Source organism: Rhodoferax sp. WC2427 (assembly GCF_040822085.1).
GTDB lineage: Bacteria > Pseudomonadota > Gammaproteobacteria > Burkholderiales > Burkholderiaceae_C > Rhodoferax_B.
In genome coordinates this window covers 2,202,725-2,227,182 of sequence record NZ_CP162006.1, presented here as the reverse complement: position 1 = coordinate 2,227,182, position 24,458 = coordinate 2,202,725, and the positions used below count along the sequence as shown (strand labels likewise).

Genomic DNA, 24,458 nt, shown 5'->3' with positions numbered 1-24,458 from the left:
GGCGCACGCGATGTCGATCAACGTGAGCTTTCACGCGGTCAGCGAAGACCAGCCGGGCGAAAAATGGCAAGCCATTTTCAACCGCTCCTGGCCGGGCTACCGCGCCTGGTATCTGCGCAGCGGCGCGGTTGGGCGGCCCAGCTACCTGGAGAGCCGACGGGCCATCCGGGAGCACATGCCCGAACTGGTGCCAACCTGGGAGCGCCTGGTCGGGCTGGCCGGTGGCGGCGACGTGGAGGCGCGCTTCCTGTCGCTGTGGTGCCCACCGCCGTACATCGCCGGCTGTGCCCAGGCCGTGTGGATCGATCCCGCGGGCACGCAGGAGCCCGTGCTGCTACGCAACTACGACTTCGCGCCCGCACTGCTGGAAGGCGACTGGATGGCCACGCGCTGGACCGATCCGCGCAACCGGGTGCTGGCCATGGGCGACTGCCTGTGGGGCGCACTGGACGGCGTGAACGAAGCCGGGCTGAGCGCCTCCCTGTCCTTCGGTGGCCGCACCGTCACCGGCGCGGGCTTTGGCATCCCCCTGGTGCTGCGCTATGTGCTGGAGGTTGCGCACAGCACCGCCGAGGCGATTGCGCTCCTGCAGCGCGTGCCGGTGCATATGAGCTATAGCGTGACCCTGCTGGACCGCAGCGCCGACTGGGCCACCGTATTTGTTGCCCCCGACCGTGCGACCGAAGTCACGCGCCACAAGGCGGTGACCAATTTCCAGCACGCCGTCGAGTGGCCAGAGCATGCACGGGCCACCCATTCGCCGCAGCGGCTGGCCGCGCTGCAGCAGCAGATCGACCAGCGCGCGCCGCTGCAGGCGCTGGCGGATGCCCTGCTGCGCGCGCCGCTGTACCAGTCGTCCTGGCTGCGCGGCTACGGCACGCTGTACAGCGCGCTGTACCGGCCGCTCAGCGGCCAGGCCACGCTGCTATGGCCTGGCGACAGCTGGGCCCAGTCCGTCACCACATTCGAGGAGGGGCAGCGCAAAGTCGTTTATCCAGCTTACACATGAAACCCACCATCTCTTCGCCTGGCAACCGCCAGCCTATGAAAATTTCCCGCCTCCCCCACACACATGGAGACTCCGACATGAAAAGAAAACTTCCGCCAGCTGCCTGGATTTTGATAGCGATGGTGATCGGGATCATCATCGGCTATTTGATTTTTATTGAGTTCCCCGACAAGAAGGTCGCCGCCCAGATCGCGGGCTACATCTCGATCGTCTCGGACGTGTTTCTGCGGCTGATCAAGATGCTGATCGGGCCCCTGGTGTTCTCCACCCTGGTCGTGGGGATCGCGCACATGGGCGATGCGGCCTCGGTCGGCCGGGTGTTCGGCAAGGCGCTGGGCTGGTTTGTCACCGCCTCGCTGGTCTCGCTGGTGCTGGGTCTGGTGATGGCCAACTGGCTACAGCCGGGCGTGAACCTGGGCCTGCCGCTGCCCGACATCGGCGCCTCCGCCAACCTGGCGACCTCGAAGTTCACCCTCAAGGACTTCGTCAGCCACCTGGTGCCCAAGTCGTTCGCCGAGGCCATGGCCAATAACGAGATCCTGCAGATCGTCGTGTTCTCGATGTTCTTCGGCGTGGCCCTGGCGGCGCTGGGAGAAAAGGGCAAGACCCTGGTCACCACTATCGACGAACTCTCGCACGCCATGCTCAAGATCACCGGCTATGTGATGAAGCTGGCACCCCTGGCCGTCATGGCGGCAATGGCGGCTACCGTGGCGGTGAACGGCCTGGAGATCCTGCTCAAGTTTGCCGTCTTCATGGGCGACTTCTACCTGGGCCTATTCGTGCTGTGGAGCGTACTGATCCTGGCGGGCTTCACCTTCCTGGGGCCGCGGGTGTTCAAGCTGCTGGTGCTGATCAAGGAAGCCTTTTTGCTGTCGTTTGCCACCGCCAGCTCGGAAGCGGCCTACCCCAAGATCCTGGATGCACTCGACCGTTTCGGCGTCAAGCGCAAGATCTCCAGCTTCGTGATGCCCATGGGCTACTCGTTCAACCTGGACGGCTCCATGATGTACTGCACCTTCGCGGTGCTGTTCATCGCCCAGGCTTACGGCATCGCGCTGCCGCTCAGCACGCAGATCACCATGCTGCTGATCCTGATGCTGACCTCCAAGGGCATGGCGGGCGTGCCGCGGGCCTCGCTGGTGGTGATCGCCGCCACGCTGAACCAGTTCAACATCCCCGAGGCCGGTTTGCTGCTGATTCTGGGCGTGGACACCTTCCTGGACATGGGCCGCTCGGCCACCAACGCGGTCGGCAACTCGATCGCCACGGCGGTGGTGGCGAAGTGGGAAGGCGCCCTGCTGCCCGAAGCGGCCGCCGCAGAGAACGCCAAGGCGCTGGACGCCGAGAGTGCCGCCACCCTGGCGCACCCGGTACACGGCTAGGGCAGCCACCATGCAATACCTCAGGAAGACACCGCTGACGGCGGTACTGCTGCTCGGGTTGGCGTCCGTGGTGCAGGCACAGACCGAGACGGTTGCGCCCAACGCGCCGCTCGCGCTCAGTGGCACGCTGGCCAAGGTGCGCGAGACCGGCACCGTGGCCATCGGCTACCGCGTGTCGTCGGTGCCGTTCTCGTACCTGTCGGCGCGCGGCGAGCCTATCGGCTATTCGATCGCGCTGTGCCGGGCCCTGGTCGCCTCGATGGAAGAAGCCGTGCACAAGAGCCTGGCGATCCAATGGACACCGGTCACCGCCGAGTCGCGCATCGACGCGGTGGTCGACGGCCAGATCGACCTGGAGTGCGGCTCGACCACCAACAACCTGGAGCGCCAGCAACGGGTCGGCTTCTCGCCCACGATCTTTGTCTCTGGCACCAAGCTGCTGGTCCGCAAGGGTTCGCCGATCAAGGGGTTCCGTGACCTGGCCGGCAAGACGGTGGCCGTGACGCGTGGCACCACCAACGAGAAGACCCTGCGCGAGCTGTCCGAGAAATTCAAGCTCAACCTGCATCTGCTGGTGCAGGCCGACCATGCGGAGTCGTTTGCGCAGGTGACCAACGGCCGCGCCGACGCCTTCGCAACCGACGACGTGCTGCTGTACGGTCTGATCGCCCAGAACAAGGGCAAGGTCCCCGGCAGCTACCAGGTGGTGAGCGAATTCCTCTCCTACGACCCCTACGGCATCATGTTCCGCAAAGGCGACCCGCAGTTGACCAAGCTGGTGAACGACAGCTTCCGGGCGCTGGCCGTCGACGGCGAAATCGCACGCCAATACAAGCGCTGGTTCCTGCAGAAGCTGCCGCAGTCCAGTACCAGCATCGATCTGCCCATGGGCCCGCAGCTGGAAACCATCATTGAAACCCTGGCCGTGCCCGCAGAGTAAGCACCTGGCGCCCGGTAGCCCCCGATTTTTTCAACCTCCACGAAAGACCTTCCCATGACCGCATCCCACCACTTCAAGGCCGTAGCCGACAGCCTGGTCGAGGACCTGGCCGACGACGTGCACAACGTACTCTCGATCCAGGAGCTTGAGTCCCAGCCCCAATTGAAAGCGCTGCGCCAGCGCGTCGAGGCCAAGCTGGCCGTCGCCCGCGAACGGGCCGCAGAAAAAGGCCGGATCGCTGCCGAGAAGGCCAAACAAGCCGCCAGCTCCGCCAACGCCTACGCCCACGCCGAACCCTGGAAGCTGGCCACCGGCGCACTGGCTGCCGGTGTGGTGCTGGGATGGCTGCTGGGCCGCGACCGCGCCGACTGAGCAAGGGCATCGGCCCCCACCCATGCTGGGGGCACGCTGCTGGCGGGTGTTTCCGACACCCGGCCTGGCACGAAATGCTATCTATTCAGTAGCTAGCTACGCTGACAGAATAAGCGCCAGCCGCTGATTTCTTATAAATTCCGATTCAGGTTTTGGGCGCCCGCAAAGCCTGGCTCAGCTGGTCGGCCAGCTCGGCCCAGTCGGAGTCCTGCAGCAAGGCCTCGCGCAAAAAGCTGGCCTGGGCGGGCGACCAGAAAGGCGCATCCGGCAACGCCACATTGCCCGGCAGCGGCGCATTCATGGCCAGAAAATGGGCAATATCCGGCGCGTCCGAGGGCAGGCCCAGCTGGGCGAACAGGTCGTGGAAGGGGTGTGAAGGTGTGTCCATGCCACACCTTACCGCATTTGGCTGGCCATGGGGTGTTTGGCGGCTGGCGCGTTACACACCGTCGTGCCCCGACAGCAACTTGCCTTGGCGTACCGCGACCAGCGCGCCCTCGGCCAGGGGCTGCCAGGCCTCGCCGGTCAGCGGCACACTGGCGATCAGCAGGGCATCGTGCTCCTCGGCCTCGGCGGCGATGGCCACGCCGTCCTGGTGCGCCGGGGGCGGTGCGGCCGACATGGACACCCGCTCCAGCAGCCACAGCCCGGGCGGTTCGGCGGTTTCGCCATCGGCATGGATGCGGCGGTGGCAGTGGGCAAACAGGGTGTCGCCGTCGGAGTACAAAAAGTTGGCCGGGCCTAGCGCCCGCATGTCGGCGGCAAACGCCACCAGCAGCGCCATGCGCGCCTCCAGCGGCGGTGGGCCCGAGGCCCCGGCCCACAGCGTGTGCAGGCGGGCCAGCAGCGCGCAAAACGCGTGCTCCGAATCGGTCTGCCCCACCGGGCGGTACGCGCCCAGCGCCATCGTCGGGTGGGTCTGGTAGCCGACCAGGGTGCCGTTGTGGGCAAACACATGGCTGTGGCCGCCCAGCTCGCGCAGAAAGGGCTGGGTGTTGGCAAACTGCACCGTACCCAACGTGGCATGGCGGATGTGCGAGATGCCCAGGTAGGTGCTGGGGCCCTCGTTCTCCAGGTAGCGCACCAACGCGCTGTCGCCCGCCGCCTGCGGCTCGCGGAACAGCGCCACGTCCACCCCCTGGTAGAAAGCCACACCCCAGCCGTCGTGCACGCCGCCCCGTGCGCTGCCGCGGGCGGCCAGGGTGTGGAGCGAAAACGTCAGCTGCGCAGGCTCGGAGGTGGACAGGGCCAGGAGTTCACACATGGGGGGAGTGTGTCTGAAAAACCGCGTGCTGCGCCGGGGTTCACATGGCTTTACGCCGCCGGTGCATAGTGGCTGCTTCCGTGCACCCTTTCTGGAGGAAACCTGCCATGCGCCACTTTGCTCTAGCCCTGTTGTCTGCCCTGCTGCTCGCCCTGGCGGGCTGCGCCGTCACCCCCGGCATGACCCGCGACGAAGTGCTGGCCTCCTGGGGCCGCCCCACCGCCGAACTGGAGCGCGGCGGCGTGCACCGGCTGCAGTACTCGCGCCAACCCATGGGCCAGTCGGTGGTGATGGTGGATCTGGATGCCGACGGCCGGGTGGTGCAGGCGCAAGAGGTGATGGACCCCCGCCACTTCTACCAGATCGACACCTCCGGCAACACCACCCAAGCCGACATCCTCTGGGCCTTCGGCCCGCCCGCCAAGGTAGACGGCGTGATGGCCTGGAAGGGCGATATCTGGTCTTACCGCTGGCGGGACGTGGAGGACATGTGGTTCTGGGTGTACTTTGACCCCGCAGGCGTGGTGCGGCGCACGCAGCAGGGACAGGATGTGCCGGTGTTTCCGATGTTTAGGTGATGGCAAGAAATAAGAACTTTTTGATAGCACCTTACGCTCAAGGAATAAGCGCAGGATGCCATTTTTAACCCTTAAAAAACACCATAAATCCATAGCACCGCCGCCGGATGTTCATCGCCCGAGAGCTCCAGCCTGCGCCGCCTGGAGCTCTTGGGGGCTGAGCACAAACGCGCAGGTGTCGGTCAGCATCTGGGCCGCCAGGTCGATCAGCGCCCGGGCCCGCGCGGGCTGGGAGTGGCGGCTGCCGAAGTACACGAAATAGCTGGCCCGGTCCGACACGGTGTCGAGCAGCAACGGCACCAGCTGCCCGGTGCGGATAAACGGCGCCGCCGTGACACCGGCCAACTGCCCGATCACCTGGCCGGCCAGTACCGCGTGCAGTTCCAGTATTTCGTCGTTGGTGCACAGGGCCGGGGTGATGGGATGCTCGACCACATCGTCGTTCACGCGCACCCGCCAGGGCACAACCGCTCCTGTACCGGCATTGCGAAACGCGCTGCAGCGGTGCGACTGCAGGGCGGCCAGGCTGTCTGGCGCGCCGTGTTGGGCGATGTACCCAGGCGACGCGCAAACCACCATCTGCACCGCAAACAGCCGCCGGGCGATCACGCCTTCGTGCGGCGAAAACCCCAAGCGAAAGCCCACATCCACCCGGTCTTCCACCCAGTTGCCCACCCGGTCCTCCAGCTGCACGTCGGGCACGATCTGCGGGTACTGCTGGCAAAACGCCTCCAGCACATGCCACAGCACCGGCTGGAAGGCCGAGCGCGGCCCGACGATGCGCAGCGGGCCTGCAATCTCTTCCTTGGCGCGCCGGGTGATCTGCAAGGCCCGCTGCAGGCCCACCAGCGAGGGCTGGGCTTCTTCCAGAAACTGCCGTCCTTCGTCGGTCAAAGCCATCACGCGGGTGGTGCGGTGGAACAGGCGCACGTCCAGGTGCTGCTCCAGCTGGGCCAGCGCCTGGCTGGCGGCCTGCGGGCTGAAGCCCAGGGCGGCGGCGGCCTTGCGCAGGCTGCCCAGCTCGGCGGTGCGCACGAAGATGGAAATCGACCGCAGTTCATTGATGCGCATGGTGTTTTCCTTGAACCGGTTCTTGTAATTATCCGTTGTGGCTTGCCAATCAAACAAGGCATAAGCCCCTATTCATATGCCAATGCGATCATAAACTCAAGCCATGAACCTCCTAGCCACCGCCACTCTCGCCGTTTCCATGCTGCCGCTGTCTGCCCTGGCCGACGACAAGCTGCAGATTTCCCGCGCGGGCAGCCGCCCGGTCAACGCGGCACCGGCGCAGAACTTCACCGGCGCGGTGCGCGTGGAGATGCTGCACACGCCCACCGGTCCCGCGCGCGCCTCGGCCGGTACGGTGTCGTTTACGCCCGGCGCCCGCACCGCCTGGCACACCCATCCGCTGGGCCAGACCCTGGTGGTGATCGCTGGCACCGGGCGGGTGCAGATGTGGGACGGTGCCATCGAAAACATCCAGGTTGGCGATGTGGTGCACATTCCGCCCCATGTCAAACATTGGCACGGTGCCGCGCCCACTACGGCCATGGCCCACATTGCCATCACCGAGGCGCAGGACGGCAAGGCGGTGGACTGGCTGGAGCCGGTGAGCGATGCCCAATATGGCCTGCCGCCGCCCGTGGCCAACGCACCCACCGCGCCCTCGCGGGCGCAGAGCCTGTTTGGCGACGTGGCCCCCAAGCTTGCGGAGCTGACCGACCAGGTGCTGTTTGCCGACGTATGGGCGCGCCCCGGCCTGTCGCGGCGCGACCGCAGCCTGGCCACGGTGAGCGCCTTGATTGCCATGAACCGGCCCGAGCAACTGCGTTCGCACATGGCCCTGGCCCGCGCCAACGGCATGACCCAGGAGGAGCTGGTCGAAACGCTGACCCACCTGGCGTTTTACGCGGGCTGGCCCAGCGCCATCACCGCGGCCGGGGTGGCGCGCGAAGTGTTTGCCAAGCCGTGATACCCCCCGAATCCCCACCCGACAAGGAACCCACCATGCAATATGTCACCCTGAACAACGGCCTGCAGATGCCCATCCTGGGCTTCGGCGTCTTCCAGATTGCCGACGCCGCCGAATGCACCCGCAGCGTGGTCGATGCCATCGCCGCGGGCTACCGCCTCATCGATACCGCCGCCTCGTACATGAACGAAGAAGCCGTGGGCCAGGGCCTGCGCCAGAGCGGCGTGGCCCGCGACGCACTGTTTGTGACCAGCAAGCTGTGGGTGCAAGACGCAGGCTACGAGCGCACCAAGGCGGCCAACGACAAGTCGTTGCGCCGCCTGCAGCTGGACTACCTGGACCTGTACCTCATCCACCAGCCCTACTCGGATGTGCACGGCTCCTGGCGGGCCATGGAAGAGGCCTACCGCGCGGGCAAGCTCAAAGCCATTGGCCTGAGCAACTTCCAGCCCGACCGGCTGATGGACATCATGGCCTTCAACCAGGTCACCCCGGCGGTTAACCAGATCGAGATCAACCCCTTCCACCAGCAGGAAGAGAGCGCCAGCTTCATACGCGACAACGGCGTGCAGGCCCAGGCCTGGGCCCCGTTCGCCGAAGGGCGCAACAACCTGTTCCACAACGAAGTGCTCACCGCCATTGGCCACACCTACGGCAAGACCGTGGGCCAGGTGGTTTTGCGCTGGCTGGTGCAGCGCGGCATCAGTGCCCTGGCCAAGTCGGTGCGCAAGGAGCGCATGGTGGAAAACCTGGACGTGTTTGACTTCGCGCTGAGCGATGCCGACATGGCCGCCATTGCCACGCTCGACACCGACACCAGCAGCTTCTTCTCGCACCGCGACCCGGCCATGGTGAAGTGGATGAGCCAGCGGCAAATCAATACCTGAGAAAGCACCCATGACAACACCCACATCCTCTCCATCCGCCCGGCGCGGCTTCCTCCAGTCGGCCACCACCCTGGCCGCCGCGCCGCTCTTGGGCGGCCTCGGCACCGCTGCCGTGGCACAAACCGCTAGCGCTGGCCCATCCCCTGTGGTGACCGGCAGGCGCAAGCTGGGCACGCTGGAAGTCTCCAGCCTCGGCCTGGGCGTGCAGAACATGAGCCGCACCTACCAGACCACCGTGCCCAGCCGCCCGCAGATGGTCGACATCATCCGCCGCGCCCATGACAGCGGCGTCACCTTCTTCGATGCCGCCGAAGCCTACGGCCCGCACGAGGTGGAACGCATCCTGGGCGAAGGCGTGGCCCCGTTCCGCAACCAGGTGGCCATCACCTCCAAGTTCGGCTGGAACATCGACCTGCAAACCGGCGAGCGCCGCCCCGGGCTGATCAGCCGGCCCGAGCACATCAAACTCGCGGTGGACGGCATGCTGCAGCGCCTGCGCACCGACCGCATCGACCTGCTCTACCAGCACCGCGTGGACCCGCAGGTGCCCATCGAAGATGTGGCGGGTGCCGTCAAAGACCTGATGGCGCAGGGCAAGGTGCTGCACTGGGGCCTGTGCGAAATGGGCCCGCAAACCCTGCGCCGCGCCCACGCCGCCCTGCCGCTGACGGCGGTGCAAAACGAATACTCCATGCTCTGGCGCGGACCGGAAAAATGGGTGCTGGCCGCATGCGAAGAGCTGGGCATCGGCTTCGTGCCCTGGAGTCCGCTGGGCGTGGGCTTTTTGACCGGTGCCATCGATGCCCGCACCCGCTTTGCCGACGGCGACATCCGCAAGATCGAATCCCGCTTCGCCCCGGAAAACCTGCCGCACAAACTGGCGCTGGTGGCGCTGCTGCAGCGCTGGGCCGCCCAGAAAAACGCCACCCCCGCCCAGATCGCCCTGGCCTGGCTGATGGAGCAAAAGCCCTGGATCGTGCCCATCCCCGGCACCACGCAAATGGCGCATTTGCTGGAGAATTTGGGCGCAGATGCGATTCGCTTCACTCCCGCAGAACGTGCCGAGCTGAATACCGCCGTTGCGGCCATTGAGGTGCAGGGGGCGCGCTTGCCGGACAGCGTGCTGGTGTATTCGGAGGTGGAGGCGGCGGCTAAACGCTGAGGAATGGGGGTGCGGGGTGCTCCCCCCCGCTACCCCCTCACCGCGCCATCTTCGGGTCGATGGCCTCTGCAAATGCGATATGGTTGCCATCCGGGTCAGAAATCATCAGGGTTTTGACCAAGGGCCCCGTGGCACGGCTTCCGGCAGCCACGCCGCAGTTCGCCAGTGCGGCCAACTGCTCGTCGATGCTGCTGACGGCCAAGGTTACAGACCCGCTTCCGGCGCGCTCTGGACCCAGGTACACCTGGAGCCAACCACCGTGCTCAAACTTCCACTCGGCCACCTCGGGCATGGGCCGCGCATCCGGCGGCCTGCCAAAGAGGCTTGCGTACCACGGCACTGCGCGCGCCATGTCTTTGACGGCCACACTGGCCAGGGCGTTCAGGATGGGCATAGTGCAAAGCTCCAAGCTACCAAAGGTTCTTGCCATCGATCACCACCACAGGCGCCGCCGCTGCATCAAAGTGGTCAAACAGTCGCGCGTTGACGCCGATGCGGCGGGTGGTCTGGTCCCAGCTGCCGTCCGGCTCGAAGGCCGGGCTGTCCGAGAAGGTGGCGCACCCGCAGACCGGGCAGAAATGGTGCGCGACCTGCAGCGTGTTCCAGCGGTAGGTCGCATCGTCGGTGGGCAGTGTTATCACATGAAACTGGGCGGGTGCGTAATACGCCAGCAGGGCTCCCCGCTTGGCGCAGAACGAGCAGGTGCAGCGCGTCAGTTCCACCGGCAGGTCGCCGTCAATGCGAAAAGCCGTTTTGCCACAATGGCAGGCCCCTGTGATCAGCATCTGGACGCTCCTTCTTGGGTTGGTCAGGCTGACTTTGGGCCCGTGGCGGGCGGGGCGTCTGTGCGATGGCAGACATAGCCAGGGTGCCTGGGCGCTTGGTCGCCCTGCTCTGCCGCTAATTGGCGATTGCCTTCTCGCCATCGGCCCGGAGCTCGCCCAATACTGAGCGCACCGGACGCGGTGCACCGAGATGCAGATAACGCAGTTCATCCATAAGGGCACTCCAAAGCGGAGGGCCGCCCTTTTCCAGCAGTTCCGCGCGCAAAGACGCCTCCTTACTCGGATCCGTATGCCGAAGGCCCCAGCCAGCCATATAGGCGAGCAGAGGTACGAGCTGTATGGCCGCTTCTGTGAGGCTGTAGATGCCTTTCTGCTGATGATTCGGATCCGGACATCGTGTCAGCAGGCCAGACGCGGTCAAGTGCTTCAACCGGCTTGCGAGGATGTTCGAGGCGATGCCTTCCTTGTTTTGGTCCAGCAGTGCGCCATAGCTGCGCCTGTTCTCGAACACGACATCGCGGATAACAATCAGGCTCCACCGATCGCCGATCTGCTCAAGCGTCAGATTGATCGGGCAGCCCGATCGTTTTGTTTGCGTCACAGCCATGCTCCTTAAATTTCCACTTGCATTATGCAAGTAGTGTAGGTATTATTCGACCACTTGCAAAATGCAAGTGCTATACAGGTCTTGGTAGGTCGACAGAGGAATCAAACATGCGTGCGGCTTTCATCGCGGGTTATGGCGGCAATTCGGTAGTGCAGGTGACCGAAAAGATGGCAACAACGGCATGACCCGATGCGCTGGGTTCGGCTAAAGATCTCTACCTGTATGTACTTACCCCGCCACACACATTGGTTAGGAAACACTATGAAATTCTCCACCTTCACTTCGCGCACCGTGCTCGCGGTATCGTTAGCATTCGCCAGCACCTTCGTTGCTGTAGCCCCGGCCCAAGCTGCAGCGCCAATGCAGCACAAGCAGGTTGCGGGCTTCTATCGCACGATGATTGGCGACTATGAAGTCACCGCGCTCCATGACGGCAGCGCCGGTATTGACTCCAGCCTCCTGCATGGCGATCCGGCGCTCATCCAGTCCCTCCTGGAGCGCTCCTTTCAAAGCGATCCCAAGAATGTCTCGGCCACCGTCCAAGGCTACCTCGTCAACACCGGCTACAAGCTCGTTCTCATCGATACGGGTGCGGGCGGCCACTGGGGCCCGCCCGCGCTGGGCAAGCTCGTGCAGAACTTGAAAGCCTCCGGCTACAAGCCGGAGCAGGTTGACCTGGTGCTGGTGACCCATCTTCACGCTGACCATGTCGGCGGAATCTACAAAGACGGGAAACGCATCTTCCCGAACGCGACCGTGATGATGAGGAAGGCCGACGCCGACTTCTGGCTGTCGAAGGAAATCATGGCCAAGGCCCCCGAAGACGCAAAAATCTTCTTCAAGGTGGCACGGGATGCAGCCGCTCCCTACGTCGCTGCAGGCAAATGGAAGCCGTACGAAGGCATGGACGAAATCGTCCCCGGCATCGCACCGTATGCCATTCCCGGCCATACGCCCGGCCACACCGGCTACATGATTTCCTCAAAAGGTCAGTCGCTGCTGGTCTGGGGTGACACAGCCCACGTCCTCGCCGTCCAGATGCCGCACCCGGAAATCGGCATCGTCTTCGACTCCGACGGTCCGATGGCCATCAAAACCCGTGAAGACCTTCTGGTGAAACTTGCCGCGGACAAGACGATGATCGCCGCCGCCCACATGCCGTTCCCTGGTTTGGGCCGTGTTCGCAAGGCGGACACCGGCGCTGGCTACGACTGGGTACCGGCGACCTTCCTCAACCTGAAGTAAGCCGAAGCATCCCTTACGCGGTAGCGACTACCGCGCACATCCGACAAAGCGCAGCGACGCTTTTTAGTCCGCGCCATCGGGCGCGCCCTCTGCGAAGACGCAGACACTTGATAGGAGATAGCCATGACTACTGACACCAACCCGCCGGGAACGGCATGGATGCAAATCGTCAAAAAGAAGGGTACGAGCGACTTTGCGGCGTCGTTCACCGCAGACGCCAGCCTTCAGACCTCAGCCCTCAGCAAGGCCGTGGTCGGCCCGACACCCATCGGGGCATTCTTTGCCGCGACCAGCACGATGTACGAACACTTCGTGTTCACTGCGGAGACGGTTGACGGCGTGAAGACTTACCTTGAGTGGGATGCCATCCACGGTGGCAAGCCGGTCGCCGGCACCACCATCATCACCCGGAATGCGTCTGGCCTGATCAACAACATCAAGCTCTTCCAGAGCCCGTTTCCCGTCGTTCGTGAATTCTCGTCCGGCCTCAAGGAGCGACTCGAAGGAACACTCGGCCAGGACTTCTTTAGTTAAGCCGGGAAGACAACCAACCTCATCGCCTCGTTCAACCTGAACAACACAACCGAGCAACCACTTATGCCCATATTTCACGCCCATATTCCGGCTCAAAAGTTCTCCAGCGAAGAGAAGCGGGCTCTGGCGGACGCCTTAAATCTCGCTCTTCATGAAGCCATGGATACGCCAATGGATGACCGTTTCATCCTCATCAGTGAGCACAAGGACGATGAATTCTTCATCCATCCGACTTTTCCTGACTTGAAGAGATCCGACAAGCGCATGGTCGTCACGGTGACGTTCGGTACGAGCAGGACGGTGGAGCAGAAACGTAAGCTCGCGGAGTTGGTCACCCGGTACGCAGTGGAAAAGGTTGGCATCAGCCAGGACGACGTCACCCTGATGATGTATGCCCTTCCCTTGGAGAACATGAGCTTCGGCGCTGGAAAGCTGGTCTCTGACATCGACCTTTCTATGCCTTGGGTAAACAAGTAAGAACGACGAAGCTGCTCTGTTCTTGGGAGCGGGGCAGCGAAATTGACTTGAAACGGATGTCTCGTTCGTTTCAAGGGCGTGGGGCTCATCGGGCTCCGGTTCGACACCATTGTCTGGACAGGGATCGGGATGATCACGACCGCGCGATTGGGTTGGCGTCGAGCGACTGGAGCAAAAGGGTGAGGCAAGGTCGATGCCCGTCACTTTTACGGCACCGCCTGACATCTTTCTACAAGGAGAACTTCCATGTTTCAACGTACCAATATCGCATTCGAAGCCGAGGGCGGCATCACGCTGCGCGGCTGGCTCTATGTGCCCACCGGCGGCACCGGCCCCTACCCCGCCATCACCATGGCGCACGGCTATGCCAGCGTGAAGGAGCACGGCCTGGAGCGATTCGCCGAGAAATTCGCCTCCAACGGCTTTGTCGTCCTCCTGCACGATCACCGCAACTTCGGCGCCAGCGACGGCACGCCGCGCCAAGATATCGACCCATGGCGTCAAGTCGCCGATTGGCGGCGCGCGATCAGCTTCCTCGAACACCAGGACGTCGTCGACGCAAAGCGCATCGGCTTGTGGGGCACGAGCTATGCCGGCGGTCACGCGCTGGTGCTTGGCGCAACCGACCGCCGCCTGCGCGCGGTCGTCGCGCAGGTGCCGACCATCAGCGGCTTCGAGCAAGGACTGCGCCGCATTCCGCCCGACGCCGTCGACGCCATCGAGGAGGCCTTCTCGGCGGACGAACGCGCGCAGGCGCGTGGCGAGCCGCCGCGCAGGCAGACGATCGTCAGCGCCGATCCGACCGTCCCTGCTTCCTACCGCGCCAAGGACGCCATCGGGTTCTATCTGCAGCCCATACCCGACGGCGCCTGGGAGAACAGCGTCACGGTGCGCTCGACGCGCGCCGCGCGCATGTACGAACCGGGCGCGTGGATTGCGCGCGTGTCTCCCACGCCGCTGCTGATGGTCGTCGCGCTGCAGGACACCATCACACTGACCGATCTCGGGTTGGCCGCCTATGAGCGCGCCCTTGAGCCGAAGCGCCTCGTGACGATCCCCGGCGGCCACTTCGATCCGTACATCGCCAGATTCGATCAATCCAGTGCCGCCGCGCTGGAATGGTTCAAGGAACACCTCGCGTAACCTCAACTTGGGTCAACACAGGAACCCGACATGCCTCATCTCACCCATACCATCGAGCATGGCATTGCCACAATCATTCTCGATCGCTCGCCGCAAAACCGCATCGACGACCAGATGGTTGACGAGCTGGCCACGGCGATCAACGCGATCGAACGCAGTGACGCGCGCGTCGTGCTGGTGCGCGCCGAAGGCGAGAACTTCAGCTTTGGCGGCGATATCTTGCCCTGGCCCGACGACACCCCCCGCCAGTTGCGCGCACGCTTCGAAGGCTACATGGACGTCTTCAATCGCTTCGAACGCCTGCCCTTGCCTGTCATCGCGGTGGTGCACGGCTTGTGCGCCGGTGGTGGTTTCGAACTGGCGTTGCGCGCCGATGTCATCTTTGCCGCTGAAAGCGCAACGTTCTGCCATCCGGAACAGTCGCTTGCCCTCGTGACCCTGCTGGGCGGCATTTACCGCGTCGCCGAACGCGCCGGACGCGCACGTGCCATGGAATGGGCACTGACTTCCGAGCGCGTCTCCGCCGCGACGATGGAGCGCTTCGGCGTGATCAACCGCGTCGTCGCCGATGCCGAGCTGTTTGTAGAGGCGCATGCCTTCGCCGCGAAGTTCGTGCACGGCCCGACCCGCGCCCACGCCGCGCACAAGGCCTTGCTGCGCACCTGGGCCAATGGCGGTGTCCAGGCGGCCGACGATGTGATGTTCAACATTGCCATGCCCTTGTTCGTGACCGAAGACGTGAAGGCCGGGCTTGCTTCGGCCATCACGGCCCTGACGGCCGGCACGCCGCGCCCGGTGCTCGAATTCAAGGGCCGTTGATCCGCCGCGCAAGTCCTGTCGGGAGCGGAATACGCACGAATTGTGGGCGCGAGTGGTCGAGGCGCATGGGGGATTGGCACACTGGACCCATATTTCAGCCGCGCACCGTGCCAGACAGCCTGCGCAGTCTTTACGCCAAGGCCCCCGCCCCCACCCGCATAAACCCCGCAAAAAACGCCGCCAGCTCCCGGTGCCCCCCCAACGGCAGCACGTGGGCCACGTACTGGTCGGGGCGGACGACCACCAGGGCACCTTGGGCCCGGTCGATGCCGCGCAGGGCGAAGATGTCTTGCCCGCCTTTCAGGTCAGCGCAGAAAACCTTCTCGTAATCCTTCAGCTGGTAGCGCCCCTTGCGCGGCAGCAGGATGGGGGGCAGCGCTTCAAGATCCAGGGTGCGGTGGTCTTGCGGGAAGATGGCGCGCACATCAAACACGGCGTCCAGGTCCTGGCCTGCGGGGGTGAATCTGCGTACGGGTGAATCCGGGGCGGTGTCCAGGAAGCGGCACAGTGCGCCCAGGCCGGTGTCTGCGTCGGCCGCGCTGTCGTTGGCACCGGCGAAGGCGTAGAGCCGCCAGCGGCCGTCGGCCTGGGCCATGTGGCCGAGCTGCAGGGGCTTAGCGTCGAAGGCGCGCAGCACGGGGGCGGAATGGAAGCGGGTGCCGACCACGAAGCCGGTGGCCAGCTGCTGGTGGGTAGCCTGGCCGCAAATGCTGGACGGGCGGTAGTGCGTGCCCATGCCCGCGGTGAAGCGGCCATGCTGCTCGAAGTACTTTTGGAACTGTTTCGGGTCCACGCCCTGGGTGGTGCCGGTGGCGTCTTGCTGCGGGCGGTCGCTGAACATCTGGGCCCACTCGCGGTCGAAGTCGATCAGTTCCTGGGCCACCACCTGGCGCTCTTGCGAGTAGGTGCGCAGCAGCTCGGGGCCGCACTGGCCAGACAGCACGGCCGCCAGCTTCCAGCCCAGGTTGAAGGTGTCTTGCATGGAGAAGTTCATGCCCTGCCCGGCCTTGGGGCTGTGGGTGTGGCAGGCGTCTCCGGCGATGAAGACGTGGGGCTGCTCTGCGCCACCCTGCTCTGCAGCAACATCGTCGTATTGGTCGCAAATGCGCTGGCCGATTTCGTACACCGACCACCAGGGCACCTCTTTCACCTCCAGCGCATACGGGTGCAGGATGCGCTGCGCGGCGGCGATCAGATGGTCGATGGTGATGCCGCGGGCGGCCACGCGCTCGTCTTCGCCCAGCTTGTCCATCTCGACATACAGGCGCACCAGGTAGCCGCCCTCGCGGGGGATGAGCAGCAGGTTGCCTTGGGCGGACTGCACGGCCACCTTGGTGCGGATGTCGGGGAAGTCGGTCACGGCCAACACGTCCATCACGCCCCAGGCGTGGTTGGCCGAGTCACCCACCAGCTTGCGGCCGATGGCGCGGCGCACGCCGCTGCGCGCACCGTCGCAGCCGACCACGTAGCGGGCTTTGATGGTTTCAATATGGCCGCGGTGGGCGGCATCGCTGCGCTCCAGTTGCACGGTGACGGGGTAGTCGCCTGCGCTGCGGTCTACTTGCAGGTCGACAAAGTTGCGGGCGTAGTGCGGCTCCAGCCGGGTGGGGGCATTGCGCATGTGCTCCAGGTAGAAGTCGTGCACCCGCGCCTGGTTCAGCACCACGTGCGGAAACTCGGACAGGCCGTCTTCGGTGTCTTGCACCCGGCCATGGCGCACGATGCCGCCCTGGGGCTGGCCGTCGGGCTTCCAGAAGGTGACTTCATTGATCCAGCACGCCTCTTTGAGCACCCGGTCGGCGAATTGGAAGGCCTGGAACATCTCCATGGTGCGGCAGGCAATGCCGTCGGCCTGGCCCAGCTGCAACGGCCCTTCTTTTTGGTCCACGATGCAGGTGCGGATGTGGGGAAACGTGGCCAGTTGGGCGGCCAGCGTCAGGCCCGCGGGGCCGCAGCCAACGATGAGCACATCGACCTCGGCGGGCAGTGCGTCGGTGTGGGGCATGGCCTGGGCCGATGCGTTCAAGATTTCGGGGTTGCCGGGCTGGAAACCGTTCAGATGGAATTGCATGGTGAGTCTCTCTTTCTGGGGGTGGGTGTGTCAGAGGGTGGGCGTGGACGGTGTGTGTGCCTTGGGCACCACCAGCGTCAAGACCGTGCCGACGATGGCCAAGGCTGCCAGCACGTAGAAGATGGCGTTGAGTTCAAAGCCGCCAGCGATGAGGAAGCCGCCCAGCAGCGGCCCACCCACCCCGCCCAGTCGGCCAAAGCCCGCGCACCAGGCCACGCCTGCGCCGCGCACATGGGTGCGGTAGTAGTTGGCAACGAAGCCGTAGATCAGGGTTTGCGTGCCGCTGGTGCCCATGCCGACCACGGCGATGGCGGCCAGCCGCACCGCCAGCGGTAGATCGAGGGTGAGCAGCGCGATGGCGGCAGCGCCGATGGCAAAGCAGGCAGCCACCACCAGCTTCGGGCCAAACCGGTCGGCCACTTTGGAGCCCAGCAGCGCGCCGATGACGGCACCGCCGTTCAACACCAGCAGAAACGACAGCGAGCCCTTGGCATTGAACCCGGCGCGCAACATCAGCTCGGGTAGCCAGGTGTTGAGCGAATACACCAGCAGCAGACCGGTGGCGCTCATCAAGCCCAGGATCAGCGTGGGAAAGAGGTAGCGGGAGCCAAACAGGCCAGCGAATCCGGCTTTTTCCTGCGCCGCAGGGCGGTCCAGCAATACCGCCACGGGTTCGTCGGCAGGCAGATCCACCCCGGTGCGGACCGAAATCGCGCGGGCTTCCTCCAGCCTGCCGCGCGAAACCAGCCACGCCACCGACTCCGGCATCTTGAAGTACGCCAACGGCAGCAGAGTGACCAGCGGCAACGCGCCCAGCCAGAACATGCCGCGCCAGCCGATCAGGGGCAACAGCACCATCGCCAAGCCCGCAGCCAGCAGGCTGCCCAGTGGCACACCCGAGTAGACGATGGCGATGAACAGGTTCTTTTTGCCCTTGGGCGCGTACTCGGCAATCAGCGCGCCGGTGGTGGCCACCAGGGCCCCCACGCCCAGGCCGGTGGCAAAGCGCAGCAAGCCAAACACCGTGGCGCTGGTGGTCATGGCGGTGAGGCCCATGCCGATGGAAAACCAGGCGTAGGCACACAGCATCACCTTGCGGCGGCCCACCGTATCACCCACGCTGCCCGCCAAGAGCGCCCCAACCAGCACGCCCACCAGTGCATAGCTGCCCAGTGCACCGGCGACGCTGGGGGTGACCACGCCAATATGCGACGCATCGCGCAGAAAGGTGGACACCACCGTGCCATAAACCACCAGGTCGTAGCCGTCAAAGACCAGGCCCACCGTGGCCAGCACCACGATCCAGGTCACCGTGCGAAGGTGCCGGGCGTCGGACGTGGTGTGCATAGGCGCAGCGCCTGGGGGCAAGGCCGCAGAAGAAGTGTTCATGAATGTGTATCTCCAGATTTAAATACGTACACATATCATCAGTGCACTGAATATAAGTGTAGGGTTAAAATTTGGAAGAAAGCCTAGTACAAACCCTAAAACGACATTCCGCATGAAAACGCCCCCGCCCGCCCCTGCCCTGCCCACGCTGGACGACATGCCCGGACACACCATCCGGCGGTTGCAGCAAATTGCGGTGGGCATCTTCATGGACGAAACCAGCGCACTGAACATCACCCCCGTACAGTTCGCCATGCTGTTTGCCGCAGCCCAACAAGCTGGGCTGGACCAGCGCACGCTGGCGGGCAAGGTGGGCCTGGACACCTCCACCATCGGCGCGGTGGTAGACCGCCTGGAAGGCCGCGCGCTCATCGAGCGCAAAGTCTCGCCCGACGACAAGCGCGTGCGCCTACTCAGCGTCACCCCCGCGGGCCTGGACTTGCTCAACACCGCCATGCCCGCCATGCTGGCCGCCCAGGAACGCATGCTCGCCCCCCTCCCCCCCGCCGACCGCCCCGTCTTCATGGCCATGGTGAAAAGCATCGTGGAGCAAAACGGGGCCTGGAGCCGGGGGGCGAAGGAGGCGGGGTGATCCGGTCAGCGGATTGGAGTGGGCCTATTTATTATAAAAACGGCCAATTTTTGATAGCTGCTTACGCTGATGGAATAAGCACCAGCTGCCAATTTCAACACTGAAAAATCGGTCTAAATCTATAGCAAAACAGCACCAGAGACATCAACCCCGCTCCACCTGCGGCAGCATGGCCGCCAGCACCCGGTCTTTGAGCACCACGTGGTGGAAGATGGCGGCGACGGCGTGCAGCCCGGCGATCCACATGATGGCGTCGCCCAGAAGGCCGTGCACGTCGCCCCAATCGGCCAGCGGCGCGAGGGGGGAGTTGGCGACCAGGGGCATTTGGTCGAAGCGCACGCCACCCAGCAGGGTGAGCGGATGGCCTTCGCTGGCCAGGGCCAGCAGCGCGGTCATCGGCAGGGCCAAAAGCAGCGCCCATAGGGCTCCGTGCGCCAGCTTGGAGGCGATGTGCATCCAGCCCGACATGGCAAATTGGGGTGCTGCGGGGCGAAATGCCACCCAGAGCAGGCGCAGCACGGTCAGGGTAAATACCAGGATTCCCAAGGATTCGTGCCAGACGATGTCGCTGTGGGTGGCGGGGTCCACGCCCTGGCGCATCAGGCGGCCAAAGCCGCCGGGGCCGAGGATGAAGGCGACGGTCACAGCAATGGCAGTCAGCCAGTGGAAGGCGCGGCTGAGCACGTCGTAGCGGGGTTTGGTGGCCTGGTTCATCGGGTTTCCCTCAAAAATAAGCCCGATTGTGGCGCTGCATTCTTAACGCCGGATGAAGGCCGGTTGGCTCTTATGCAAAGCGCACCACGGCCACCGGCGGCAGGTCGTTGGATACACACTGCCAGCCTTCCCCCGCGTCGCTGCTGACCCACAGCCCGCCGGTGGTGGAGGCCATGGCCAGGGTCTGGCCGTCAGCAGTGGTGTCCAGGCCGTGGCGGTAGACCAGGTGGTAGGCATGGGCGCCGGGCAGGCCCTGGCCGAAGCTGTGGAAGCTCTGGCCGCCGTCGTCGGTGCGGTTGACCAGCATGCGGCCGTCCACCGGGATGCGGCAGCCGTCGCTGTGCGCAGGCACGAACCAGGCGCGCAGCGGGTTGTGCGGGTCGCAGGCCACGGGGAAGCCAAAGTCGCTGGGTGCGGGGGCCTGGATGCTGTGCCACTGCTGGCCGCCGTCGGTGCTGCGGTACATGCCGCCGTGGTGCTGCACCCACAGCACGTCGGGCTGGGCGACGCACTGCACCAGGCAGTGCGGGTCTTGCACATTGCCGTCTTCCTGCAGGCCCTCGGGCATGTAGCGGGCCAACATGCCGCGGGTGGTCAGGCTCCAGCTTTCGCCCGCGTCCCGGCTTTGCCACACGCCGCCGCTGGAGGCCGCCAGCGTGATGTGCCGGGCGTCGCGCGGGTCGACCAGGATGGAGTGGATGCCCGCCTGGTCGTAGCCGCCACCGCCCCAGCTCTTGCGCGGCGGCTGGTTCCACAGGGCGGTGTTCAGCGCCCAGCTCTGGCCGCCGTCGTCTGAGCGGAAAAGCCCTGCCGGCAGGCAGCCCGCCCACAGCGTGCCGGGCTGGCTGGCAGCCCCGGCGGTGAGGCACCAGACCATGTCCACGCTCCAGGGCGTGGGGTCGTCGGCGTCGGGCCCGGTGGTGGGCTTGGGCGGAAAGGCGGGTGCGGCGATTTCGGTCCAACTTGCGCCCTGGTCGGTGCTCTTGCGCAACTTGACACCGAAATGCCCCATGCGCAGTGCCGCCAGCCAACTGCCGTCGCGCGGGTCGGCCAGCACCTGGGTGACGGGCTCGCCCGCGAAATGGTGGGCGGTGATGTGCCAGGCACTCCCCTCCCCTTGCACGGTAAACAGGCCCTTGCGGGTGCCGACGAGGAGTGTGTGCATAGAGAATTCTCCGTGGGGATTTAACCGCCGGACAGGGCCTGGACCACCAGCACCTTGTCGCCCGCCAGCACCGCCCGGTCCAGCCGCACGCGGTCGTGCACCAGGGTCTGGTTGACGAATACCGCCACATGTTTGCGCACCGCGTGCTGGTCGTCAAACACGTAATGCTCCAGGCCGGGCGCGGCCACCAAAGCCGCGTCCAGCACCTGCCTCAGCGGCCCGGCGGGCACCTGCTGGATGGGCACGTCGATGTGGCGGCGCAAGGCGGGGGCAAATTCGACGGTAACCATGGGCGCCATTGTGCAAACCGGGCGCGGACTGCGTCAATGGGGAGTAATCCCGCCACCGCTGCGAGCCACTATTTCCCGACAGCTATTTGTGCTGCCCGGAGACAAAAGTCGACTGACCATCGACCTGTATCAGACCACCGCGCTGGCTTCAAAAGCTGCGGCAGGCAGGCGCGCGAAGACGGCCAGTGCAGCAGGGTCAAGCAGGTGGTCTGCACCAACCAAAAGCGCCCATTTCTACCCATGGAAAATAGCTCTGACGCTCACCAGACAAGCGCAGGTAGCTACAGAAAACGTAGCTTCCTGCGCCCAACCAACTCAGTACCCGGCAGCCAGCCCGGTATTGCGGCGCGGGTCGTTGGCGCCGTAGAAACGGAAGTTGCCACGGGGCTTGCCTTCCAGCGATGGGGCACCCACCAGGATCGCGGCCAGGTGGTTGGCGGGCTGGGGTTCGGCCAGGTTGTGGCCCATGCCTTCGAGGATTTTGCGGGTGTCGGGGCTGATGCCGAAGGTGTCCACGTTGGTCAGGTCGGGCAGCCACTGCTGGTGAAAGCGCGGTGCGTCCACGGCCTCTTGCACGTTCATGCCGTAGTCGATGACGTTCAGGATGGTGTGCGTGACGGCAGTGATGATGCGGCTGCCGCCGGGCGTGCCCACCACCATGACGGGCTTGCCGTCTTTGCTGACGATGGTGGGGCTCATGGAGCTCAGGGGGCGCTTGCCGGGTTCGATCTTGTTGGCCTCGCCCTGCACCAGGCCGTACAGGTTGGGCACGCCCACCTTGGAGGTGAAGTCGTCCATCTCGTTGTTTAGCAGCACGCCGGTCTTGGCGGCGGTGACCTTGGCGCCGAACCAGTCGTTCAGCGTGTAGGTGACGGAGACGGCGTTGCCGAGCTTGTCGACGATGGAGTAGTGGGTGGTGTTGCTGCCTTCATGCGGGGCCACGCCGGGCTTCAGGTCCTTGGAGACACCGGCCTTGGCGGGATCGATGGCGGCGCGGATCTTGGCGGCATAGCCTTTGTCGAGCAGGCGCTCCAGCGGGTTCTTCACGAAGTCGGGGTCGCCCAGGTAGCTGTTGCGGTCCAGGTAGGCGTGGCGCATGGCCTCGATCTGGTAGTGCACGGCCTGGGCCGAGCGGAAACCCAGCTCCTTGAGCGGATAGCCTTCGACGATGTTCAGGATTTCGCAGATCACCACGCCGCCCGAGCTGGGAGGCGGGGCCGACACGATGTGGTAGCCACGGTAGTCACACTCCACCGGGGCCAGCTCGCGCACCTTGTACTGGTTCAGGTCTTCCTGGGAAATGATGCCCTTGCCGGCCTGGCTGGCGGCCACGATGTGGGCGCCGACCGTGCCTTTGTAGAAGCCGTCCGGCCCCTTCTGGCTGACCAGCTTCAGGGTCTTGGCCAGGTCTTTTTGCACCAGCTTCTGGCCGATCTGGAAGGGCTCGCCTTTGTTGAGGAAGATGGCGGCGGATGGCGCGTCTTTCTTGAAATCGGCAGTCGCGGTTTTCAGCATGTCTACATCGCCCTCCTGCAGCACAAAGCCGCGCTCGGCCAGCCCGATGGCCGGGGCCAGCAGCTTGGCGCGGGGCATGGTGCCGTATTTGGTGCGGGCTTCTTCAAAACCGGCCACCGAGCCGGGAATGCCCACGGCCAGGTAGCCGTTGGTGCTGGCGCCCTTGACCACGTTGCCGTCGGCATCCAGGTACATGTTGGCGGTGGCCGCCAGGGGGGCTTTTTCACGGAAATCGAAGAAGGTCTTGCGGCCATCGGCCAGTTGCACCGTCATGAAGCCGCCACCGCCCAGGTTGCCCGCGGCGGGGTAGACCACGGCCAGCGCATAGCCCACGGCCACGGCGGCATCGATGGCGTTGCCGCCGCGCTTGAGCACATCCACACCCACCTGGGTGGCCAGGTGCTGGGCGGTGACGACCATGCCGTTTTCGGCGGCAACGGGGGCGACGGAAGCCGCCTGGGCGGCGCAGCACAGGGCGGCGGCGGTGGCAATCAACGCGGGGCGAAAGGTGGGAATGCGCATGCGAAAGTGTCTCCAGGATGTAGTAAGGGTAACGGGCAGGTCAAAAAGTAACCCACTGCAATGTACCAAGGTCGCACCATCGGCGAGTGGCCAAAAAGCGCCCAAAAGTACCCCAAACCCGACCGGTTTGGCGTAGATTGGCGGCATGCTTACATCCGCCATCCCCACCCCGCTCCACCGGCGAACGCTGCTGCAACGCCTATTACTTGTTGTTGCAGTCGCCACACCTTTGCACAGCCGTGCCAGCCCGCCAGTGCTGCAGCGGCCCACGGCCTACCGTGGTGGCATTGCGCTGGACAACTACTGGGTCAGCGAAAAGCTGGACGGCGTGCGGGGCTACTGGGACGGTACCCAGCTATGGACCCGGGGCGGCCAACCCATCCGTGCGCCCGCGTGGTTTACCGCGGGCTGGCCATCTGCCGCATTGGATGGCGAGCTGTGGGCCGGACACGGGGCCTTTGCCACCGCGGTATCCACGGTGCGGCAGGCCGGTGCGGGCGAGGCCGCCTGGCGGCAGATGCGCTACCGGCTGTTTGACCTGCCCGGGCACAGCGGGGCCTTCGACGCGCGCCTGGCCGCCCTGCAGCAACTGGCGCTGCCCGCCTGGGTGCAACCAGTGGCCCAGATGCGAGTGGCCAGCCACCCTGCCCTGCAGGTTTTGCTGCGGCAAACGGTGCAGGCCGGTGGCGAGGGGCTGGTGCTGCACCGGGGCGATGCGCTGCTGGACAGCCCGGGCAAGGACGACCTGTTGAAATTGAAGCCGTTTGAGGATGCCGAAGCCCGGGTGGTGGGCCATGTGGCGGGCCAGGGCAAATATGCGGGCCTGTTGGGGGCCCTGCAGGTGGAAACACCCGGGGGCCGAAAATTCAAGCTGGGCACCGGCTTCAGCGATGCCCAGCGGCGCGATCCGCCTGCGCTGGGCACCTGGGTGACCTACCGGTACCGCGATGTCAACCCCAGCGGGATTCCGCGCTTTGCGAGCTTCTTGCGGCTGCGCGCGGACGCGGATTTGTAGCTG

27 protein-coding genes are annotated in these 24,458 nt (G+C 64.9%); 15 read left to right on the top strand and 12 right to left on the bottom strand.

Features of this window, described 5'->3' with window-relative positions; genetic code table 11:
* Positions 1–10: 10 nt before the first annotated feature.
* From AB3G31_RS10560 to AB3G31_RS10545, 4 genes are all read left to right on the top strand, one after another.
* Positions 11–1,009: a C45 family autoproteolytic acyltransferase/hydolase gene (locus AB3G31_RS10560; RefSeq protein ID WP_367850126.1), complete on the top strand. Its 999-nt coding sequence runs from the start codon at positions 11–13 to the stop codon at positions 1,007–1,009.
* Positions 1,010–1,086: 77 nt separating this feature from the next.
* On the top strand, positions 1,087–2,394 hold the full coding sequence (locus AB3G31_RS10555) for a dicarboxylate/amino acid:cation symporter (protein WP_367850125.1): 1,308 nt from the start codon (positions 1,087–1,089) through the stop codon (positions 2,392–2,394).
* Between the two features lie 10 nt (positions 2,395–2,404).
* Positions 2,405–3,334 carry an amino acid ABC transporter substrate-binding protein gene (locus tag AB3G31_RS10550; protein WP_367850124.1) on the top strand — a complete coding sequence of 310 codons (930 nt, stop codon included), beginning with the start codon at positions 2,405–2,407 and terminating at the stop codon, positions 3,332–3,334.
* A 54-nt stretch (positions 3,335–3,388) separates the two neighbouring features.
* Positions 3,389–3,706, top strand: a complete 318-nt coding sequence (locus AB3G31_RS10545) for a YqjD family protein (protein WP_367850123.1) — start codon at positions 3,389–3,391, stop codon at positions 3,704–3,706.
* Positions 3,707–3,851: 145 nt separating this feature from the next.
* Here AB3G31_RS10545 and AB3G31_RS10540 read toward each other — a convergent pair whose 3' ends face one another.
* The gene (locus AB3G31_RS10540) at positions 3,852–4,094 is read right to left on the bottom strand and encodes a DUF2789 domain-containing protein (RefSeq protein WP_367850122.1); all 243 of its coding nucleotides are present in this window, start codon (positions 4,092–4,094) and stop codon (positions 3,852–3,854) included.
* 51 nt (positions 4,095–4,145) lie between these two features.
* Positions 4,146–4,970 (bottom strand): class II glutamine amidotransferase, encoded by an 825-nt coding sequence (locus tag AB3G31_RS10535; RefSeq protein WP_367850121.1) that lies wholly within the window; start codon positions 4,968–4,970, stop codon positions 4,146–4,148.
* 107 nt (positions 4,971–5,077) lie between these two features.
* Here AB3G31_RS10535 and AB3G31_RS10530 point away from each other — a divergent pair, with 107 nt between their 5' ends.
* The gene (locus AB3G31_RS10530) at positions 5,078–5,548 is read left to right on the top strand and encodes a hypothetical protein (RefSeq protein ID WP_367850120.1); all 471 of its coding nucleotides are present in this window, start codon (positions 5,078–5,080) and stop codon (positions 5,546–5,548) included.
* A 111-nt stretch (positions 5,549–5,659) separates the two neighbouring features.
* Here AB3G31_RS10530 and AB3G31_RS10525 read toward each other — a convergent pair whose 3' ends face one another.
* The gene (locus AB3G31_RS10525) at positions 5,660–6,619 is read right to left on the bottom strand and encodes a LysR substrate-binding domain-containing protein (protein WP_367850119.1); all 960 of its coding nucleotides are present in this window, start codon (positions 6,617–6,619) and stop codon (positions 5,660–5,662) included.
* Positions 6,620–6,722: 103 nt separating this feature from the next.
* Between AB3G31_RS10525 and AB3G31_RS10520 the strand changes: the two genes are divergently transcribed.
* The 3 genes from AB3G31_RS10520 to AB3G31_RS10510 are packed head-to-tail and all read left to right on the top strand — an operon-like array spanning position 6,723 to position 9,572.
* Positions 6,723–7,523: a carboxymuconolactone decarboxylase family protein gene (locus AB3G31_RS10520; protein ID WP_367850118.1), complete on the top strand. Its 801-nt coding sequence runs from the start codon at positions 6,723–6,725 to the stop codon at positions 7,521–7,523.
* 35 nt (positions 7,524–7,558) lie between these two features.
* On the top strand, positions 7,559–8,410 hold the full coding sequence (locus AB3G31_RS10515; RefSeq protein ID WP_367850117.1) for an aldo/keto reductase: 852 nt from the start codon (positions 7,559–7,561) through the stop codon (positions 8,408–8,410).
* 10 nt (positions 8,411–8,420) lie between these two features.
* Complete coding sequence (locus tag AB3G31_RS10510; protein ID WP_367850116.1) at positions 8,421–9,572, top strand: aldo/keto reductase; 1,152 nt, start codon at positions 8,421–8,423, stop codon at positions 9,570–9,572.
* A gap of 37 nt (positions 9,573–9,609) precedes the next feature.
* Here the strand turns inward: AB3G31_RS10510 and AB3G31_RS10505 are convergent, their stop codons facing one another.
* The 3 genes from AB3G31_RS10505 to AB3G31_RS10495 form a co-directional block, all read right to left on the bottom strand.
* Positions 9,610–9,966 (bottom strand): VOC family protein, encoded by a 357-nt coding sequence (locus AB3G31_RS10505; protein WP_367850115.1) that lies wholly within the window; start codon positions 9,964–9,966, stop codon positions 9,610–9,612.
* Positions 9,967–9,982: 16 nt separating this feature from the next.
* Positions 9,983–10,357: a GFA family protein gene (locus AB3G31_RS10500; RefSeq protein ID WP_367850114.1), complete on the bottom strand. Its 375-nt coding sequence runs from the start codon at positions 10,355–10,357 to the stop codon at positions 9,983–9,985.
* Positions 10,358–10,472: 115 nt separating this feature from the next.
* A complete protein-coding gene (locus AB3G31_RS10495; RefSeq protein ID WP_367850113.1) occupies positions 10,473–10,964 on the bottom strand; it encodes a winged helix-turn-helix transcriptional regulator in 492 nt (163 codons plus the stop codon).
* Positions 10,965–11,225: 261 nt separating this feature from the next.
* Between AB3G31_RS10495 and AB3G31_RS10490 the strand changes: the two genes are divergently transcribed.
* From AB3G31_RS10490 to AB3G31_RS10470, 5 genes are all read left to right on the top strand, one after another.
* Positions 11,226–12,209, top strand: coding sequence for an MBL fold metallo-hydrolase (locus AB3G31_RS10490; protein ID WP_367850112.1), 984 nt, complete (start codon positions 11,226–11,228; stop codon positions 12,207–12,209).
* A gap of 123 nt (positions 12,210–12,332) precedes the next feature.
* The gene (locus AB3G31_RS10485) at positions 12,333–12,743 is read left to right on the top strand and encodes a hypothetical protein (RefSeq protein ID WP_367850111.1); all 411 of its coding nucleotides are present in this window, start codon (positions 12,333–12,335) and stop codon (positions 12,741–12,743) included.
* Between the two features lie 63 nt (positions 12,744–12,806).
* Positions 12,807–13,220, top strand: a complete 414-nt coding sequence (locus AB3G31_RS10480; protein WP_367850110.1) for a tautomerase family protein — start codon at positions 12,807–12,809, stop codon at positions 13,218–13,220.
* 246 nt (positions 13,221–13,466) lie between these two features.
* On the top strand, positions 13,467–14,363 hold the full coding sequence (locus AB3G31_RS10475; protein WP_367850109.1) for an alpha/beta hydrolase: 897 nt from the start codon (positions 13,467–13,469) through the stop codon (positions 14,361–14,363).
* Positions 14,364–14,393: 30 nt separating this feature from the next.
* Positions 14,394–15,182 (top strand): enoyl-CoA hydratase/isomerase family protein, encoded by a 789-nt coding sequence (locus tag AB3G31_RS10470; protein WP_367850108.1) that lies wholly within the window; start codon positions 14,394–14,396, stop codon positions 15,180–15,182.
* Between the two features lie 130 nt (positions 15,183–15,312).
* Here AB3G31_RS10470 and AB3G31_RS10465 read toward each other — a convergent pair whose 3' ends face one another.
* Together AB3G31_RS10465 and AB3G31_RS10460 are read right to left on the bottom strand one after the other, a co-directional pair.
* Complete coding sequence (locus AB3G31_RS10465) at positions 15,313–17,253, bottom strand: FAD-binding monooxygenase (protein WP_367850107.1); 1,941 nt, start codon at positions 17,251–17,253, stop codon at positions 15,313–15,315.
* Positions 17,254–17,283: 30 nt separating this feature from the next.
* Positions 17,284–18,600: an MFS transporter gene (locus AB3G31_RS10460; RefSeq protein ID WP_367850106.1), complete on the bottom strand. Its 1,317-nt coding sequence runs from the start codon at positions 18,598–18,600 to the stop codon at positions 17,284–17,286.
* 154 nt (positions 18,601–18,754) lie between these two features.
* Between AB3G31_RS10460 and AB3G31_RS10455 the strand changes: the two genes are divergently transcribed.
* Positions 18,755–19,234: a MarR family winged helix-turn-helix transcriptional regulator gene (locus AB3G31_RS10455; RefSeq protein ID WP_367850105.1), complete on the top strand. Its 480-nt coding sequence runs from the start codon at positions 18,755–18,757 to the stop codon at positions 19,232–19,234.
* A gap of 144 nt (positions 19,235–19,378) precedes the next feature.
* Here AB3G31_RS10455 and AB3G31_RS10450 read toward each other — a convergent pair whose 3' ends face one another.
* From AB3G31_RS10450 to ggt, 4 genes are all read right to left on the bottom strand, one after another.
* Entirely contained in the window at positions 19,379–19,948 is a 570-nt protein-coding gene (locus AB3G31_RS10450; protein WP_367850104.1) for a cytochrome b, read from the bottom strand.
* A gap of 70 nt (positions 19,949–20,018) precedes the next feature.
* Positions 20,019–21,113 carry a WD40/YVTN/BNR-like repeat-containing protein gene (locus tag AB3G31_RS10445; RefSeq protein WP_367850103.1) on the bottom strand — a complete coding sequence of 365 codons (1,095 nt, stop codon included), beginning with the start codon at positions 21,111–21,113 and terminating at the stop codon, positions 20,019–20,021.
* Between the two features lie 20 nt (positions 21,114–21,133).
* On the bottom strand, positions 21,134–21,403 hold the full coding sequence (locus tag AB3G31_RS10440) for a MoaD/ThiS family protein (protein ID WP_367850102.1): 270 nt from the start codon (positions 21,401–21,403) through the stop codon (positions 21,134–21,136).
* Positions 21,404–21,718: 315 nt separating this feature from the next.
* Entirely contained in the window at positions 21,719–23,440 is a 1,722-nt protein-coding gene (gene ggt, locus AB3G31_RS10435; RefSeq protein WP_367850101.1) for a gamma-glutamyltransferase, read from the bottom strand.
* 145 nt (positions 23,441–23,585) lie between these two features.
* On the opposite strand from ggt, the gene AB3G31_RS10430 reads away from it, so the two are divergent.
* Positions 23,586–24,455, top strand: a complete 870-nt coding sequence (locus AB3G31_RS10430; RefSeq protein WP_367850100.1) for a DNA ligase — start codon at positions 23,586–23,588, stop codon at positions 24,453–24,455.
* Positions 24,456–24,458: the final 3 nt, after the last annotated feature.